This window comes from Microbispora sp. NPDC049633 (assembly GCF_040675265.1).
Taxonomy (GTDB): domain Bacteria; phylum Actinomycetota; class Actinomycetes; order Streptosporangiales; family Streptosporangiaceae; genus Microbispora; species Microbispora maris.
In genome coordinates this window covers 1-14,894 of record NZ_JBFAOO010000181.1, presented here as the reverse complement: position 1 = coordinate 14,894, position 14,894 = coordinate 1, and the positions used below count along the sequence as shown (strand labels likewise).

13 protein-coding genes and 1 pseudogene are annotated in these 14,894 nt (G+C 72.9%); 6 read left to right on the top strand and 8 right to left on the bottom strand.

Annotated features, from left to right (window positions below; translation table 11 throughout):
* Both rodA and AB0J39_RS31650 read left to right on the top strand, forming a co-directional pair.
* A partial coding sequence (rodA, locus tag AB0J39_RS31655; RefSeq protein ID WP_363471478.1) for a rod shape-determining protein RodA occupies positions 1-1,047 on the top strand: 1,047 nt, incomplete at its 5' end.
* 15 nt (positions 1,048-1,062) lie between these two features.
* On the top strand, positions 1,063-2,106 hold the full coding sequence (locus AB0J39_RS31650) for a DUF2293 domain-containing protein (protein ID WP_363471476.1): 1,044 nt from the start codon (positions 1,063-1,065) through the stop codon (positions 2,104-2,106).
* A gap of 6 nt (positions 2,107-2,112) precedes the next feature.
* Here AB0J39_RS31650 and AB0J39_RS31645 read toward each other — a convergent pair whose 3' ends face one another.
* Both AB0J39_RS31645 and AB0J39_RS31640 read right to left on the bottom strand, forming a co-directional pair.
* On the bottom strand, positions 2,113-3,015 hold the full coding sequence (locus AB0J39_RS31645; RefSeq protein WP_363471474.1) for a serine/threonine-protein kinase: 903 nt from the start codon (positions 3,013-3,015) through the stop codon (positions 2,113-2,115).
* A 99-nt stretch (positions 3,016-3,114) separates the two neighbouring features.
* Positions 3,115-5,241 carry an N-6 DNA methylase gene (locus tag AB0J39_RS31640; protein WP_363471472.1) on the bottom strand — a complete coding sequence of 709 codons (2,127 nt, stop codon included), beginning with the start codon at positions 5,239-5,241 and terminating at the stop codon, positions 3,115-3,117.
* A 57-nt stretch (positions 5,242-5,298) separates the two neighbouring features.
* On the opposite strand from AB0J39_RS31640, the gene AB0J39_RS31635 reads away from it, so the two are divergent.
* The gene (locus AB0J39_RS31635; RefSeq protein WP_363471470.1) at positions 5,299-6,033 is read left to right on the top strand and encodes a protein phosphatase 2C domain-containing protein; all 735 of its coding nucleotides are present in this window, start codon (positions 5,299-5,301) and stop codon (positions 6,031-6,033) included.
* Positions 6,034-6,212: 179 nt separating this feature from the next.
* On the opposite strand, the gene AB0J39_RS31630 is transcribed toward AB0J39_RS31635, so the two are convergent.
* Positions 6,213-7,808 (bottom strand): multicopper oxidase domain-containing protein, encoded by a 1,596-nt coding sequence (locus AB0J39_RS31630; protein ID WP_363471468.1) that lies wholly within the window; start codon positions 7,806-7,808, stop codon positions 6,213-6,215.
* Positions 7,801-8,208 carry a hypothetical protein gene (locus AB0J39_RS31625; RefSeq protein ID WP_363471466.1) on the bottom strand — a complete coding sequence of 136 codons (408 nt, stop codon included), beginning with the start codon at positions 8,206-8,208 and terminating at the stop codon, positions 7,801-7,803. The genes AB0J39_RS31630 and AB0J39_RS31625 overlap by 8 nt, the downstream gene beginning before the upstream one ends.
* Positions 8,209-8,324: 116 nt before the next feature.
* Here AB0J39_RS31625 and AB0J39_RS31620 point away from each other — a divergent pair, with 116 nt between their 5' ends.
* Complete coding sequence (locus AB0J39_RS31620; protein ID WP_363471464.1) at positions 8,325-9,224, top strand: LysR substrate-binding domain-containing protein; 900 nt, start codon at positions 8,325-8,327, stop codon at positions 9,222-9,224.
* Between the two features lie 47 nt (positions 9,225-9,271).
* On the opposite strand, the gene AB0J39_RS31615 is transcribed toward AB0J39_RS31620, so the two are convergent.
* The 4 genes from AB0J39_RS31615 to AB0J39_RS31600 all read right to left on the bottom strand — a co-directional run bounded on the left by AB0J39_RS31615 (position 9,272) and on the right by AB0J39_RS31600 (position 13,614).
* Positions 9,272-9,562 (bottom strand): hypothetical protein, encoded by a 291-nt coding sequence (locus tag AB0J39_RS31615; RefSeq protein WP_363471463.1) that lies wholly within the window; start codon positions 9,560-9,562, stop codon positions 9,272-9,274.
* A 421-nt stretch (positions 9,563-9,983) separates the two neighbouring features.
* Positions 9,984-12,071, bottom strand: coding sequence for an NAD-dependent DNA ligase LigA (gene ligA, locus AB0J39_RS31610; protein ID WP_363471461.1), 2,088 nt, complete (start codon positions 12,069-12,071; stop codon positions 9,984-9,986).
* 144 nt (positions 12,072-12,215) lie between these two features.
* Positions 12,216-12,965: an SDR family oxidoreductase gene (locus AB0J39_RS31605; RefSeq protein WP_363471459.1), complete on the bottom strand. Its 750-nt coding sequence runs from the start codon at positions 12,963-12,965 to the stop codon at positions 12,216-12,218.
* A gap of 109 nt (positions 12,966-13,074) precedes the next feature.
* The gene (locus AB0J39_RS31600; protein ID WP_363471457.1) at positions 13,075-13,614 is read right to left on the bottom strand and encodes a CGNR zinc finger domain-containing protein; all 540 of its coding nucleotides are present in this window, start codon (positions 13,612-13,614) and stop codon (positions 13,075-13,077) included.
* A gap of 102 nt (positions 13,615-13,716) precedes the next feature.
* Here AB0J39_RS31600 and AB0J39_RS31595 point away from each other — a divergent pair, with 102 nt between their 5' ends.
* Both AB0J39_RS31595 and AB0J39_RS31590 read left to right on the top strand, forming a co-directional pair.
* Positions 13,717-14,481, top strand: a complete 765-nt coding sequence (locus AB0J39_RS31595) for a methyltransferase domain-containing protein (protein ID WP_363471455.1) — start codon at positions 13,717-13,719, stop codon at positions 14,479-14,481.
* A gap of 70 nt (positions 14,482-14,551) precedes the next feature.
* A pseudogene (locus tag AB0J39_RS31590) lies at positions 14,552-14,894 on the top strand (acetate kinase); the annotation flags it as partial.

The window sequence follows — 14,894 nt, the reverse complement described above, 5'->3', positions numbered from 1 at the left end:
TCGGCCGTCGGGCTGCTGCTCGTGTGGTCGGCCACCCGCAACGAGCCCGGCTCGACGCTGCCGCAGCGGCAGGCGCTCAGCGTGGGCATCGGTTTCGTGCTCATGTGGGCCGTCTCGCGGATCGACCTGCGCGTGCTGCGGGCCTACGTCCCGGTGCTGTACCTGCTCGGGCTGGCCGGGCTGGTCGCCGTGCTGACCCCGCTGGGCCGTACGGTCAACGGCTCGCACGCCTGGATCGTGCTCGGCCACGGGCTGCAGTTCCAGCCGTCCGAGTTCGCCAAGGCGGCCATGGTGCTCGCACTGGCGACGGCGCTCGGCGAGCCGCGCGACGGCGAGCGCAGGCCGGGCGCCGGGGCCGTGCTGCTCGCCCTGGGCCTCGTCGCGCTGCCGGTCGGCCTGATCGCGCTGCAGCCCGATCACGGCACCGCGCTCGTCTTCCTGGTGGTGGCCGCCGGGATGATCGCGGTGTCCGGCGCGCCGAAGAGGTGGTTCGCGGCGTTCGCCGCCGCCGGGGCCGCCGCGCTGCTCCTGGTGTGGCGGCTCGACCTCATCCGGCCCTACCAGCTCCAGCGCCTGATGGTGCTGGCCGACCCGGACGCCGACCCGCTGGGCGTGGGCTACAACGCCACCCAGGCCAGGATCGCGATCGGCTCGGGGGGCCTGCTGGGCAAGGGGCTGTTCCACGGCGAGCAGACGGCGGGACATTTCGTGCCCGAACAGCACACCGACTTCATCTTCACGGTCGCGGGCGAGGAACTCGGCTTCGTCGGCGCCGCCTGCGTGATCCTGCTGATGCTCGCCCTGTTGTGGCGCGGCCTGTGGATCGCGGCCAGGAGCCCCACTCCGTTCGGCACGGCCGTGGCCGGCGGGGTGGTGTGCTGGCTCGCGTTCCAGACGTTCGTCAACGTGGGGATGACCATGGGCCTGCTGCCGGTCGCCGGGCTGCCGCTGCCGTTCGTGTCGTACGGCGGGTCGGCCACGATCTCCAGCCTCGCGGCCGTGGGGCTGCTGGCGGCGGTGAACCGGCGTACGCGCACGCCGGCATAGGGCAGTCTTGGAGGAATGCGCAGCAAGCTCGGCGGACGGGTGGCCCAGGCGGCGGAGATCGCCCTGGCCACCCGCAAGTACGTGACCCCGATCGACGTCCTCACCGGCCTGCGGTGGCTGCACGACCGCCACGTGGAGACCTGGCGGCAGGGCCGCGCCGACAGCCTGGAGCGGCTGGCCGCGGTGGACGCCGTCCGGATGGAGGAGGCGCTGTCGCACCTGCGCGCGTGGGCCCTGTCCCGCGATCTGCTGGAGAGCGAGGCGGCGTACACGGCGGGCACCCGCGACCGGCGGCCGCTGCGCTTCACAGCGGCGGGCGACGAGGACCTGGAGCGCGCCTTCCGCGTCCACTGGCTCTCGCCGCAGCTGAGCGAGGCGCGGCGGCGGCAGATCGCCGAACGGCACAACAAGGCCCCCGACCTCGTGGTGGTCGCGCCGCTGGACGCGTGGACCTGCGCCGGCTGCGGGGAGACCGGGCCGTATCTGATCATGGAGGACGACCGGCCGCACTGCCTGACCTGCGCCGACATGGACCACCTGTGCCTTCTCCCGGCGGGGAACGCGGCGCTGAGCCGCCGCGCCAAGAAGGAGAGCGGACTGTCGGCGGTGGTGGTCCGCTTCAACCGGCGGCGCAAGAGGTACGAGCGGCTCGGCGTGCTGGTCGAGGAGGAGGCGCTGACGCGGGCCGAGGAGCAGTGCCTGGCCGACGAGGAGGCACGGCTGCGCCGCCGGGAACGCGACCGCGAGCGCAGGGCCGGTGAGGACGCCGAGTTCCAGGAGAGGATGGCGGCGGAGATCCGCCGCCTGTTCCCCCGCTGCCCGGCCGAGCGGGCCGAGGCCGTCGCCGCGCACGCCGCCGTACGCGGCAGCGGGCGGGTCGGCCGCACCGCCGCCGCCCGCGTGCTGGACGAGAGCGCCATCACGCTCGCCGTCGTCGCGAGCGTGCGCCACCTGGACACCGACTACGACGAGATGCTGATGTCCGGGGTGCCGCGGATGACCGCTCGGGAGCGGATCCGGTCCCGGGTCGAGGAGGTCCTGACCGCCTGGCGCGCGTGAGCGTCCTCAGCGGACGCGGCCGACCATCCGGGCGTACATCCGCCCCGGGCTGGGCACCGACGACGGGTTGAGGAAACCCGGCAGCGGGGGCAGGTCGACCGCGAACGGCTGCAGCCGCTCGAACAGCGTGTGCGCGTCGGGCGGCCGGTTGTCCGGCTCCTTCTCCAGCAGTTCGGCGAGCAGGCGGTCCAGCTCGGCGGGGACCCCGGGCACCCGGGGCGGCCGTTCCTTCACCTGCTTGTCGAACACGGCGTACTCCGTCGGCCCGGTGAACAGCTGGTTGCCGGTCAGCATCTCGTGCAGCACGCAGCCGAGGGAGTACAGGTCGCTCTTCGGCCCGGCGACGCCACGCTGGATCTGCTCGGGAGACATGTACGCCGGGGTGCCGAGGATCTGCCCGATCCGGGTGAACTGCGCCGTCACCCCCGCGACATCCGTCTCACGCAGCATGGCGAGCCCGAAGTCGAGCACCTTCACGCTGCCGTCCGGGCAGAGCATGAGGTTGGTCGGCTTGAGGTCCCGGTGGCAGATCGACAGCTCGTGCGCGGCGGTCAGCACGGCGCACGCCTGGGCGGCGACGGCCGCGGCCCACGGCACCGGCAGCGGGCCGTGCTCGCTCAGCAGATCGGCGACCGTCACCCCCTCGATGAACTGCATGACCTGAAAGAGCCGCTGCTCGTAGGTGCCGAAGTCGTACAGGACGGGCGCGCCCGGGTGGTCGAGCTTGGCGAGGATCCGCGCCTCGCGGAGGAACCGGCGCTGCAGCTCCTCGTCCGGACCGTCGGGCAGCCGCAGGAACTTCACCGCCACCTTGCGGTCGAGCCGCCGGTCGTGCCCGCCGTACACCGCGCCCATGCCGCCCTGGCCCAGGGGAAGGTCGTCCAGCTCATACCGGTCGCCGATGACCATGCGCCCCTCCCGTCGGCCTATCGGGGAAAAAGCTACCGGATTCGTCCGCGATGTTCGGGCTCGGCAACCGGGTCTCGACCACGGGGAGCCTTCGGCGCGTCACCGGCGGGGGCGCAGACGTCCGTCGACGAGTCCCTCGGCCCCGAGCCGGGCGAGCGCCTCCCCCGCGGCGGCCGCCTCGCGCAGGCCGTCCTCCAGCGCGAGCAGCCGCAGGAAGGCCGTGCCGTACGTCCGCTGGACGTCCAGGGGCAGCTGGGGGACGCGGGCCCGCCGGGCCTCCACCCGGCTGCTGGTCAGGTGCGGCCGGCCGCCGCCCGCCGCGTAGCGCAGGAACCCCGCCAGGAACTCGGGATCCACCTTGTCCGGATCGACGCGGAACAGGCTGAGATGCGGGCCGAGGACCGCCCCGTCCGCCGTGACGACCCGGGCGGTGACGGCCGACGCCACGACGTCTCCCCGGCGTACGGCGACCAGGCCGGGGGCGGGCGGCATCCGCCGCGACGGCGCCGTCCCGGCCGCGACGTCGTCGGCCGTCAGCACGGGCACGCCGCCCTCCGGCACTCCACGTCCGGGCACCCCTCCCTCGAACACCCTGCCCTCGGACACCCTGCCCTGGGGCGCCTCGCCGTCGGGGGGATCGGCGGGCAACGCTCGCAGCGTCGAGTGCCGGATGGTGACAAGTCCCGATCTGGCCATCTCGGCCACGGTCGCCCACGACGCGTCCCAGCCGGCCGCGGGGCCGGTGAGCACCTCAAGCTCGGGCACGCCGCCGGCCAGCGTCGCGGCCGCCTGCCTGAAGCGCTCCCTGGCCGCCGGGAAGCCCTCGGTGTCGGCCTGCGGCGACAGGTGCCGCGCCGGGCTCACGTCGACCTCGTCGTCGAGGATGTCGATGATCCGGACCATCCGGCCGCCGGACGGCGGTTCGGTCCCCGCGAGGTGGGCCCGCCAGGCCGGCTCGACGGAGGCCGGGTCGTCGCCCGCGTCGGCCACGAGGATCGCGCCGGGCCGCCGCTCCCCGGGCTCGGGGCGGCGCAGCAGCCAGAGATCGGGACCCCCGGGCGCCAGCGTGAGGACCGCCCGCAGCGCGCCCGCCCGCAGCAGGTTGGCGCGGATGCGACGGCCCGGACGGCGGCTCGCGGCGGCGGCCGGCATCAGGATGGCCACCAGGCCGCCGGGCCGCACGTGGGCGAGACAGTGCTGCACCCAGGCCAGCTCCGGCTCGCCCCGCGGGGGCATGCCGTACTGCCAGCGGGGATCGCCGACGAGGTCCTCGTGGCCCCAGGCCCGCTCGTTGAACGGCGGATCGCACACGACGGCGTCCACGAGCGCGTCGCCAGGCGTGTCCGTCGGCCGGTCCGGCGGGAAGGCGTCGTGCCGCAGCGCGTCCCCGGGGACGACCCGGGCGTCCCGGTCGCGCAGCAACAGCCGCAGCGCCGCCAGCAGCGCGACGGTCTCGTTGACGTCCTGACCGAGCAGCCGCACCTCGTCCGCCGCCCCGCCGGCGCCCGCGGCGGCGTCCAGCAGGAGCGTGCCCATGCCGCACGCGGGGTCGAGCACCGTACGCGCGCCCGCGCTCGCCAGCCGGGTCATCAGGGCGGCCACGTCGGGCCGGGTCAGCGCCAGCCTGCGGCTGTGCGCCTCGGCGTACCGTTCGCAGAGGAACTCGAAGGCGCCGGCGGCGCCGTGCCGCTCGGCCATCCCGGCGACCAGCCGGAGCACGCCGGGCTCCACCGGTGTGGCGTCCCCGCCGCGCCGGGGCAGGTCGGCGGTCGCCCGGGCCACCGCGTGCGGGAGCCGTACGGCGAGGTCGGAGGCTGCGGACAGCCGCTTCCAGCCGTCGGGATCGCGCAGCGTGTAGAGCAGGAACGCGCCGACCTCCCCCAGCACCTCGCCCAGACGCAGGTCGTCGGCCGACGCGCGCAGCCGCTGCCAGACGCGCTCGCCCTGGGACACCTCGAACGACTTGCCGTTCCTGCGCAGCCACGCCTCCACCTGAGGCAGCGAGAAAAGCGGGCTGGAGGCGGTACCTCCGACCGGTTGGGGGAAGTCCTCGTAGCGGCGGCGCCAGTTGCTGACCGCGGCCCTGCCGACATCGGCGAGCCGGGCGATGTCGCCCGCGTTCACGGTCGCTTCGACCGCCGCTTCGACGGCGGCCTCGAGCGGGCTCGCGGCGGCCGGGCGCGCCGACGTGTCCGCCGTGTTGTCCGCCTGGGCGTCGTGGCTCATGAACACGAGCCTAGACTATGCTTGTGAAGTGACTCAACCAATGGTTTACTCAAAACCATGACGCACAACCGTATTCGGTACGCCGCTGGGTCGGACGTCGGGCGTTCGCGTGCCAACAACGAGGATTCGGTGCACGCCGGCGAGCACCTGCTCGCCATCGCCGACGGGATGGGCGGGCACGGACACGGTGAGGTCGCCAGCGCGGCCGTCATCTCCACCCTGGCCAAGCTGGAGGACGGCCCGGCTCCCGCCGACCCCGTGGCCACCCTCGCGGACGCCGTACGGGAGGCGGGGCAGCGCCTGGGCGACCTCGCCGCGCAGGACCCTGCGCTCGAACGCATGGGCACCACGGTCACCGCGATGCTGTGGGACGGCCAGGGGAAGTTCGCCCTGGCCCACGTGGGCGACTCGCGGGCGTACATGCTGCGTGACGGCGCGCTCTACCAGATCACGCGCGACCACACGCTGGTGCAGTCGCTGGTGGACGACGGGCGGATGAGCCCCGACCAGGCCGCCCGCCATCCCCGCCGCTCCCTGCTGCTGCGGGCGCTGGAGACGAGCGGCCTGGCCGAGCCCGACCTGTCGCTGCGCGAGGCGTACCCGGGCGACCGCTATCTGCTGTGCTCCGACGGGCTGACCTCGGTGCTCGAACCCGAGGCGCTGCACCACGTGCTCACCACCGTGACCGATCCACAGGAGGCGGTCCTCCGGCTCATCGAGCTGGCCAACGAGGGCGGCGGACCCGACAACATCTCGTGCGTGGTCGCCGACGTGGAACCCGCTGACGCCTGAGGCCGGGAACACCATTCCCCCGCACCGCGAGAGCGGCCCTCCGGAGCTGCTGACCGCCCAAGAGCAGCTCGGCGGCTCCGGGACCGGGCTTGACCCTCCGTCTCCGGCCTGCCCCCAGGGCGAAGGACCGCTGTGCCGGCGGACCATCTCCACACTTCGAGAGCATCGACAAAGCGCTGCTAGACGATCTCGAGGTTGGCCATCATGCCCATGTCCTCGTGTTCGGCGTTATGGCAGTGGAAGAGGTAACGGCCGCGATAGCCCTCGAACCGGGTGATGATTTCCACGGCTTCGCCGGGCCGCAGCGAGACGGTGTCCTTGAGCCCCACGTCGTGAGCCAGCGGCGGCCTGCCGCTGCGGGAAAGTATCCGGAAACCGGCCAGGTGCAGGTGAACGGGATGGTGGACGTCGGCGATGAGCCGCCAGACCTCGACATCGCCAAGCCGGGTGGTGACGTCAGTGCGGGCGGGGTCGAATGGCAGGCCGCCGATCAGCCAGCCGCGGCCCGCGTGCGTCTGCCCGGCACGGAAGGCGAAGTCGCGCATCCTGACGGCGTCCGAGCGCTGCCAGGCCGGCAGGTCGGCGGACAGGGTGCGCGGGATGCGGCTGTCGTCGGCGGCCTTGCGCGCGACCCTGAAGGCCATCACGTCCCGGGTTCGGCCGGCGCCGAGCCTGTTGACGAGTCTGACGAGACTCCCCGTCGGGAGACCGGAGAAGTCGACGACCACGTCGTAGCGTTCGGCGGGCGCTATCGGCAGCAGTCTGTGGACGACCGGGGCTGTGAGGAGTCCCTGATCGGCGCCGATCTGGACGAGGTCGAGGCGACGCCCATCGTCGGCGACCGCTTCGAGTTCGTAGTGGCGGGCGTTGGAGGCGTTGAGGATGCGCAGCCGATAGCGGGCCGCGTCGGCCTCGTGCATGGGCCACGGAGCACCGTTCACCAGGATGACGTCGCCGAGGACCCCGGCGAGATACGGCTCACGGACGCCGGGCCGTACACGCAGGGTGGGGTCGAGGGCGGGGTAGGCGAGACTGCCGTCGGCGGCGAACGCCCGATCGGCGATCACGAGGGGCAGCTCGCGCGGCCCGGAGGGCAGGCCGAGGGCGTCCTCGGCGTCGTCGCGCACGATGTGCAGCCCGGCCAGGCCCCGCCAGATCGCGGGGGCGGTGAAGTCCATCCGGTGGTCGTGGTACCACAGCAGCGCCGGCCGCTGGTCCAGCGGGAAGATGTAGTCCCGCGTCAGCTCTGTCACCACGGCCCTCGGGTCGTGCATGCCATGAGCGAAGCCGTGTCCCACGTGCGTGGAGTGCTTACGCCAGCCCTCGGGGAGGAGCAGGTCGGTCGGGTACCCGTCGGAGGCCGCCGGAGTCCGGCCGCCGTGCAGGTGCACGACCGTCGGGACGGGCAGCTCGTTGCGGTGCGACACGGTGACCGGCCGGCCGCGGCGCGACTCGACCGTCGGCCCGGGAAAGGTCCCGCCGTACGTCCACAACGGAGTCATCACTCCCGGCAGGATCTCCGCGCTCGCTTCACGTTGGGTGATCTCATAGCGGTCGGCGCCGCCCGAGGTGCCGACCGGCTTCAGCACTGCGGGAATAGGCAGCGGCACCTGGAACGGCGGCGGGAGCGGTACGGCGCTACGCAGTTGGGCGCCGGTGATGGACGGCCGGCGGGCCAGCGCGGCCGCGCCCGTCAGCCCGGCGGCCGTCATCAGTCCGAGCGCACCGCCGATGCCGAGCGCCCGCCGCCTGGTCACGCCACGGTTGTCAGTCATCGCCGGCCCCCTTGCGGAGGAGAGGCCGCCGCCATACGTCGATGAACTGCACCACGACGGCGACGACGGTCGTCACCCCCAGCGGAAGATGCAGCCACAACGTGCCGTCCAGCCCGGCGAAGTACTGCACAGTCTCCGCAGCCACCACTGCCGTCGTGGTCAGGAACGGCAGGGCCCGGCGCAGCCGGACCCAGACCGCGATCGCGACGATCACCTGTAGGTAACCGATGGAGGTGACGGTGTCGGCGCCGGCCGTGTGCAAGCTCAATCCTGCGTAGTCACCGCTCAGATACACTCCCGCGAACACCGGCTGACCGGCGATCGCCAGCGCGTGCGCGCTGGCGACGGCCCGCAGCATCCATCCCGTGGGTGCCGTCCGTGGCGGGGCCACGGTGAGCATGGAAATGCCTCCTCACTGCGCTTTCGCTTCATGAGCGCCTCACATTGAACGCTATAGCCATAGGGCTATCCTTTCTAAGATCAATATTGCTATGGTGTTATGTCCGGGGAGTCATCATGGACCTGCACGCGCTGAAGCAGTTCCTGGCGGTGGCGCGGCTGGAACACCTCAGCCGGGCCGCCGACGAGCTGCGCGTCGCCCAGCCGTCGCTGAGCCGCACCATCGCCCGGCTGGAGAGCGAACTGGGCACCCCGCTGTTCGACCGCAGCGGCCGGCTCCGGCTCAACGACGCGGGCAGGCTCTTCCGCGACCACGTCGAACGCGCCCTGGGTGAGCTCGAGGCGGGGCGACGCGCCGTCGCCGAGGCCGCCAGCGAGGGCCCGGGCACCGTGAGAATCGCGTCGGAGACCTTCCTCACCCTCATCGGCCCGCTGGCGGCCTACAAACGAGCCCATCCCTCCGTCGAGATCGAGCTCCACTGGTCCCTGGCGGAGGACATGGCCCGCCGTCTGCGGGCCCAGGAGGTCGACCTGTGTGTCGCCTCACAGCCGATCCACGCCGAAGGCCTGGAGTCGATGCGACTGTTCGAGGAGCCTGTAGGGGTGTGCGTCCCACTCGACCACCCGTTGGCGGGCCGTGACTGCGTGAGCGTCGACGACCTCGCCGGGCAGCCCTTCGTCACCGCCCGCAAGGGGCACTGGCTACGCCGGCTGCTCGACCGGCTCTTCGCGGCACGAGGCCTCACGCCGAAAATCGTCTGCGAGAGCGACGAACACAGCACCATCGCCGGGCTGATCGGCGCGGGACTGGGCATCGGCCTGGTCCCCGCCTTCGCTTGGCGTGGCACGTCGGATGCCCCCGTCACCTGGATCACCGTCGACAGCCCCGACTGCCGTCGCACGGTCATCCTGTACTGGGGGGCCGGCAGCCACCTGCCGGCCGCCGCCCGGCTGATGCGCACCACGATCACCAGCTGGGACTGGATCAGCGGTGATCCCCAAGACGACCGCCGATGACGGCTCGGCATGTCGCCCGTTGGACGCCACCAGCTCGGCCGGGGTCGTCACGTCGAGCGCGACGAACTCGATCTGGTGGCGAGGACAGAGGACAGCTCGGATGAGCCGGCCAGGGGGCGTGACGCACTGATCCAGGGTTGAGGTGCGCCACAGGGGTGGGCCGGTCTCTTTGGCGTGCCGTAGTCGATCACGGCCTCGCCGGTGCCGGCCACCAACTGGTGCAGCCGGATGCGTTCGACGAACTCCGGGCGCGGGTTGACCAGCGTGACGTGGACGTCGTCGCGAGCCCGCAGGCGGTTGGCCGCGAGTGTCCCGGCGTAACCGCCGCCGATGACCACGACCTTGTGGAGCGGGATCGCTCGTCATCTGCTCGTACGAGCAGGGGACTTCCAGGTCTTCAGCCTCGCATACGGCTTGCATGCGCTGCGGGTGACCTGGTGAGCGGACGGGCACCGAGAGCACGGTGCCACCCGTGACCACGAGCGGAACACGCCGCCAAGGTCTCCGGTCGCGGCGCCTCACGCTGCGGAGATCTGGCGAGAGTCGTTCCGGTGGAACTGCGCCACGTCACGGCGGGAGCAGCCCTCCTGCAGACATACCGCGGCGCATACACCCGATGGGAGGCATGTCGTGACCGTGGTGCAGCTTCGCCCTTCTGGCCGGTGTGTTCGACGGGAGTCCACAACACCCGGCAGCGCGTGGACCCGCATGACCCCGGTCACCGACCTGGCGTGGCTGCACGCCGGCGATCAGGGTCGCCTACAGCAGCTGCGCGACCATCTCGGCGAACTCCTCGGGGGAGGCGATCCGAACGCCGAGGGATTCGGCCTTCGCCCGCTTGGACCCCGCGTTCTCTCCCGCGACGACCAGCGAGGTCTTCGCGGAGACACTGGACGACGCCCGGCCCCCGGCCCGTTCGACGAGCTCGTTCATCTGGTTGCGGGACAACGCTGCCAGCTGCCCGCTCATCGCACCCGTGACCACGACCGTCATCCCGGTCAGCGGCAGAGCGTCCGGCTCGTCGCCGCCCGGCGCCGGGGTGGTCGTGCCGCCCTCGTCAGCGGCCACCGCCGCCACACCGGGCTCGGTCATGTTCACCCCGCCGCGGACGAGCTTGTCGATGAGGTCGCTCAGCTCGGCCAGCTCGGCGACGATCACGGGCGCCTTCTCCGGGCCGATGCCGTCCACCGCCTGGAACCCCTCCGCGTCCGCCGCGCGGATGGCCTCCATGGTGCCGAAGTGCCGGGCGATGCGGCGGCTCATCGAGCGCCCCGTCCCCCTGACCCCGAGCGCGCAGAACACCCGGCTCAGCGGTCTGGTCCTGGCCCTGTCGAGGGCGGTCAGGAGGTTGTCGGAGGACACCTCCCCCATCCGTTCCAGGCCCAGTAGCTGCTCGCGGGTGAGGAAGAACAGGTCGCCGAAGTCGCTGATCAGACCGGCGTCCAGCATCTGCTGGACGCGGTTGTCGGCCAGCCCTTCCACGTCCAGCTGGTCGCGGCCGACCGCGTACCGGATCGAGGCGATCGCGCGGCAGTTCCGGCCGCGCACGCACCTCCACCGCTCCTGCGAGGTGTCGATCTCGTCGCCGCAGGACGGGCACACCTCCGGGAACACGATGGGCTGCTCGTCGCCGGTGCGCAGGTGCACCACCGGGGACTCCACCCGCGGGATCACGTCGCCGGCCTTGTAGACGACGACGCTGTCCCTCAGCATCAGCCCTCGGCGCGTGATGTCGGAGGGATTGTGCAGCGTCGCATAGGTCACGACGGAGCCGTCCAGCTCCACCGGTTCCAGCACCGCCCGCGGGGCGATCACACCGGTGCGGCCGGTGTTCCACTCCACCTGGAGCAGCCTCGTGATCTTCTGCACGGCGGGCAGCTTGTAGGCGATCGCCCACCGCGGCGCCCGCGAGCTGAACCCGGCCTGCGCCTGATCCGCCGCGTCGTCCGCCTTGACCACGATGCCGTCGATCCCGAACGGCAGCTCCGGCCGCGCGGCGGCGATCTCCTCGATCCGCTGCCGCACCTGCTCCACCGTCGTCGCGACGATCCCGGCGACCGCGGTCCCGGCCGTGGTCCCCACCCCCTGTCCGGCGACCCAGTCCATCACCTGGCTGTGCGGCGACTCCCGGAGCCGCGTCGCGAGGTCGGAGGAGTCATCGGGCAGCGGCAGTGCGCCGTACCCGAAGAACGTCAGCTCGCACACGTACGGCCGGTCCTGCGCCCTCAGCGTGCCCGCGGCGGCACTGCGCGGGTTCGCGAACGTCGTCCCGTCATGCGCCTGCCGTTTCGCGCACGCCTCCTCGAACTGCCGGGCCGTCATCATCACCTCGCCGCGCAGCTCCACGGTGACGGGGTCGGCCAGCCGCCCGGGGAGGCCGACGATCGTGCCGATCGCGTGTGAGACGTCCTCGCCCGCGCTCCCGTCGCCGCGGGTGACCAACTGGACGAGGCGGCCCTCACGGTAGCGGGCGGCGATCGCCAGCCCGTCCAGCTTCGGCTCCACCGACCACGCGGTCACCGGACGGCCGAGGCGGCGTTCCAGCGAGGCGGCCCAGCCGGCCAGTCCCTCGGGCCCGAACACGTTGTCCAGGCTGAGCATGGGCACGGTGTGCGGGACATCGCCCACGACCCCGGCGACCTTGCCCGTCGGCGAGTCCTCCAGCACCTGGCCGGGGTGGGCCTTCTCGTAGGCGGCGATGCCACGGACGAGCCTGTCGTAGGCGTCGTCGTCCAGGGGGGAGGTGCCGTCACCGTAGTAGGCCGCGGCCGCGTCGGCCGCCAGCTGGACCGCCTCGGCGTAGGCGGTCTCGTCGGGGATCGCGTCGATGGGGGGCGCTTCAGTCATGCGGCCATCGTGCCGGGCGGGACCGACAAAGACGTCCGGCGTCTCCGCCTCGCATCCCGCGGCCACTCCACGCGCGCCGCCTGCCACGCCCCGCGATCGCCGATTGGCGGGTCCGCACGCTGTCCGGTGCGGCCCGGACGGACGTCAGACGGCCCAGCCGCCGTCGACGTTGATCGTCGCGCCGGTGACGTAGCGCCCGCCGTCGCCCGCCAGGTGGGCGACGGTCTCGGCGATGTCCTCCGGCTCGGCGTAGCGGCCGAGGACCGTCAGCCCCCGGATCGCGTCCGCCATCGGGCTGTCCGCCGGGTTCGAGGCGGTGTCGGTCGGGCCGGGGTTGACCAGGTTGACCGTGATCCCGCGCGGCCCGAGCTCGCGGGCGAGCCCCTTGGTCATCCCGGTCATGGCCGTCTTGCTCATGGCGTACAGGGCGAAGCCCGGGAAGACGGCCCGCTCGGCCATGTTGCTTCCGATGGTGATGATCCGGCCGCCTTCGGTCATGTGAGCCGCTGCCGCCCGCGCGGCCAGGAACGGCCCGCGCACGTTGGCCGCGAGCGTACGGTCGACGTCCTCCGGCGCCAGGTCCTCGATCGGCGCGACGTGGAAGACCGCCGCGTTGTTGACCAGGACGTCGAGGCGGCCGAAGGCCGCGGCGGCCTCGTCCACGGCTCCGGTCACCGCCGCCGCGTCGCCGTTGTCGGCCCGGATGACGAGCGCCCGCCGGCCCATTCCCTTCACCTTCTCGGCCACGGCGGCCGCGCTGTCCTCGTCGCGCTCGTAGGTGAGCGCCACGTCCGCGCCGCGCTCGGCCAGCTTCAGGGCGACGGCCGCGCCGATGCCCCGGCCACCCCCGGTGACCAGCGCCGCCTTGCCGTTCATGTCGTTGATCTCGTTCATGGTGTCGAGCATGGCGGGGACGGCGGCGGGAGGTCCGGCGGCGATCGGACCTCGCGTTCGCGACCGGACGCTCAGGCGCCGCTCACCCGAGCGTTCGTGGACCGGACGCTCAGGCGCCGCGCGCCCGGAAGGCGGCGGTCTTCACCCGGTTCTGGCAGGCCGTGGAGCAGAAGCGCCGGGTGCCGTTGCGGGAGGTGTCCACGTAGACGCGGTCGCAGTGCGGCGCGGTGCACACGCCGAGCCGTTCGTGCAGCTCGCTGCCGAGCACCACGGCGAGGCCGGTCGCGCAACTGGCGGCGTAGTTGCCGGCCAGGGTGCCGCCCGCGCCGTGGAAGTGCAGGTGCCAGGGCTCCCCGTCGTGCCGGTCCAGGTGCGGGCGCGCGTCCGTCTCCGCCAGCAGGCCGTTCACGGCGAGCGCCGCCGCGTCCACGTCGCCACCCGTCACCGCCTCGAACACGCCGCGCAGCCGCCCCGCGACCTCCGCGAGCGCGTCCGCCTCCGTCTCGGCGACCTCGGGCGCCCGCCTGTCGCCGCTCACGAGGATGTCGGCGACCGCGGCGGCCCGCGCCTCGCCCGTGGGCGGCTCGTACGGCCGGCCCCGCGCCTCACCCGCGGTCAGCGCGTTGACCAGGCCCACGGCGACCGACACAACAGAATCAGTGTGACTGTTGAAATTCACTTGACCAGTTACGCCCTTGCGCTCTACGTTTGTAACTGCCGAAAGCATACACGCCAGTTACAAGGAGACGGCATGCTCACTCTGGACGTCGCCACCCGGTGGATCGACCGCTGGGACCGCCAGCAGGAGGGCTACCTCCCCGATCGGGAGGAGCGCTTCACCGCGCTGATCGACGCGGTCGAGGCGGGTGTGGGCCGCCCGGACCCCCTGGTGATCGACCTCGGCTGCGGCCCCGGCTCGCTCTCGGCCCGGCTGCTGAACCGTCTGCCCCGGGCCACGGTCGTCGCGGTCGACACCGACCCCCTGCTGCTGTCGCTCGGCCAGGCGGCGTACGGCGACCGCGACGGCCTGCGCTTCGCCGACCTGGACCTGCGCGAACCGGGGTGGAGCCGGGCGCTCGGGCTCGACCGGCCGGCGGACGCGGCGGTGAGCACGACCGCCCTGCACTGGCTGGCCGAGCCCGACCTGCGGGCCGTGTACGCCGAGCTCGCGACCGTGCTGCGGCCGGGCGGGCTGTTCCTCAACGGCGACCACCTGGTCACCGAGGACACCACTCCCGCGCTGGCGCGCCTGGAGCAGGCCGTGCACGAGAGCGAGGAGCGGCGGCGCTTCGCCGGCGGCCGTCCCGAAGACTGGCGCCAGTGGTGGGACGCGATCGCCGCCGACCCCGACCTCGTGGGTGTCGCGGCGCCCCGGCCGGCCACCGCGTCGCACCACGGCTCGGAGTCGCTCCATCTGTCCACTCACGTCGAGGCTCTTCGCGCGGCGGGTTTCGCCGAGATCGGGACGCTGTGGCAGCGCGGCCACAACCGCCTGCTCTGCGGCGTGCGCCCGTAATTCCGCAGGGACCCCGGACCGGCGGGCCGCCGTCGGGTTTGCCCGCCGGATCGCCGGGGAGACGGACGCCATGAAACCGGTCGTGCTCACCGTCAACGCCGGCTCCAGCAGCCTCCAGCTGCATCTGGTGCGCGACGGCCGCGTGCTGCGGACCGAGCACAGCGAGCACGGCCCGGACCCCGACGCGGCGGAGCGTACGCTGTCGGACTTCCTGTCCGGGGCGGACGCCGAGGTGGCCGCCGTCGGCCACCGGCTCGTCCACGGCGGCGAGGCCGTCCGCGCGCCGGCGATCGCCGACGACGACCTGGTGAAGGCCGTGCGCGGATACGCCGACCTCGCGCCGCTGCACGTGCCGCCCGCGCTCGCGCTGGTGGACGCGGCCCGGCGGGTGCTGCCGTCGGTGCCGCACGTGC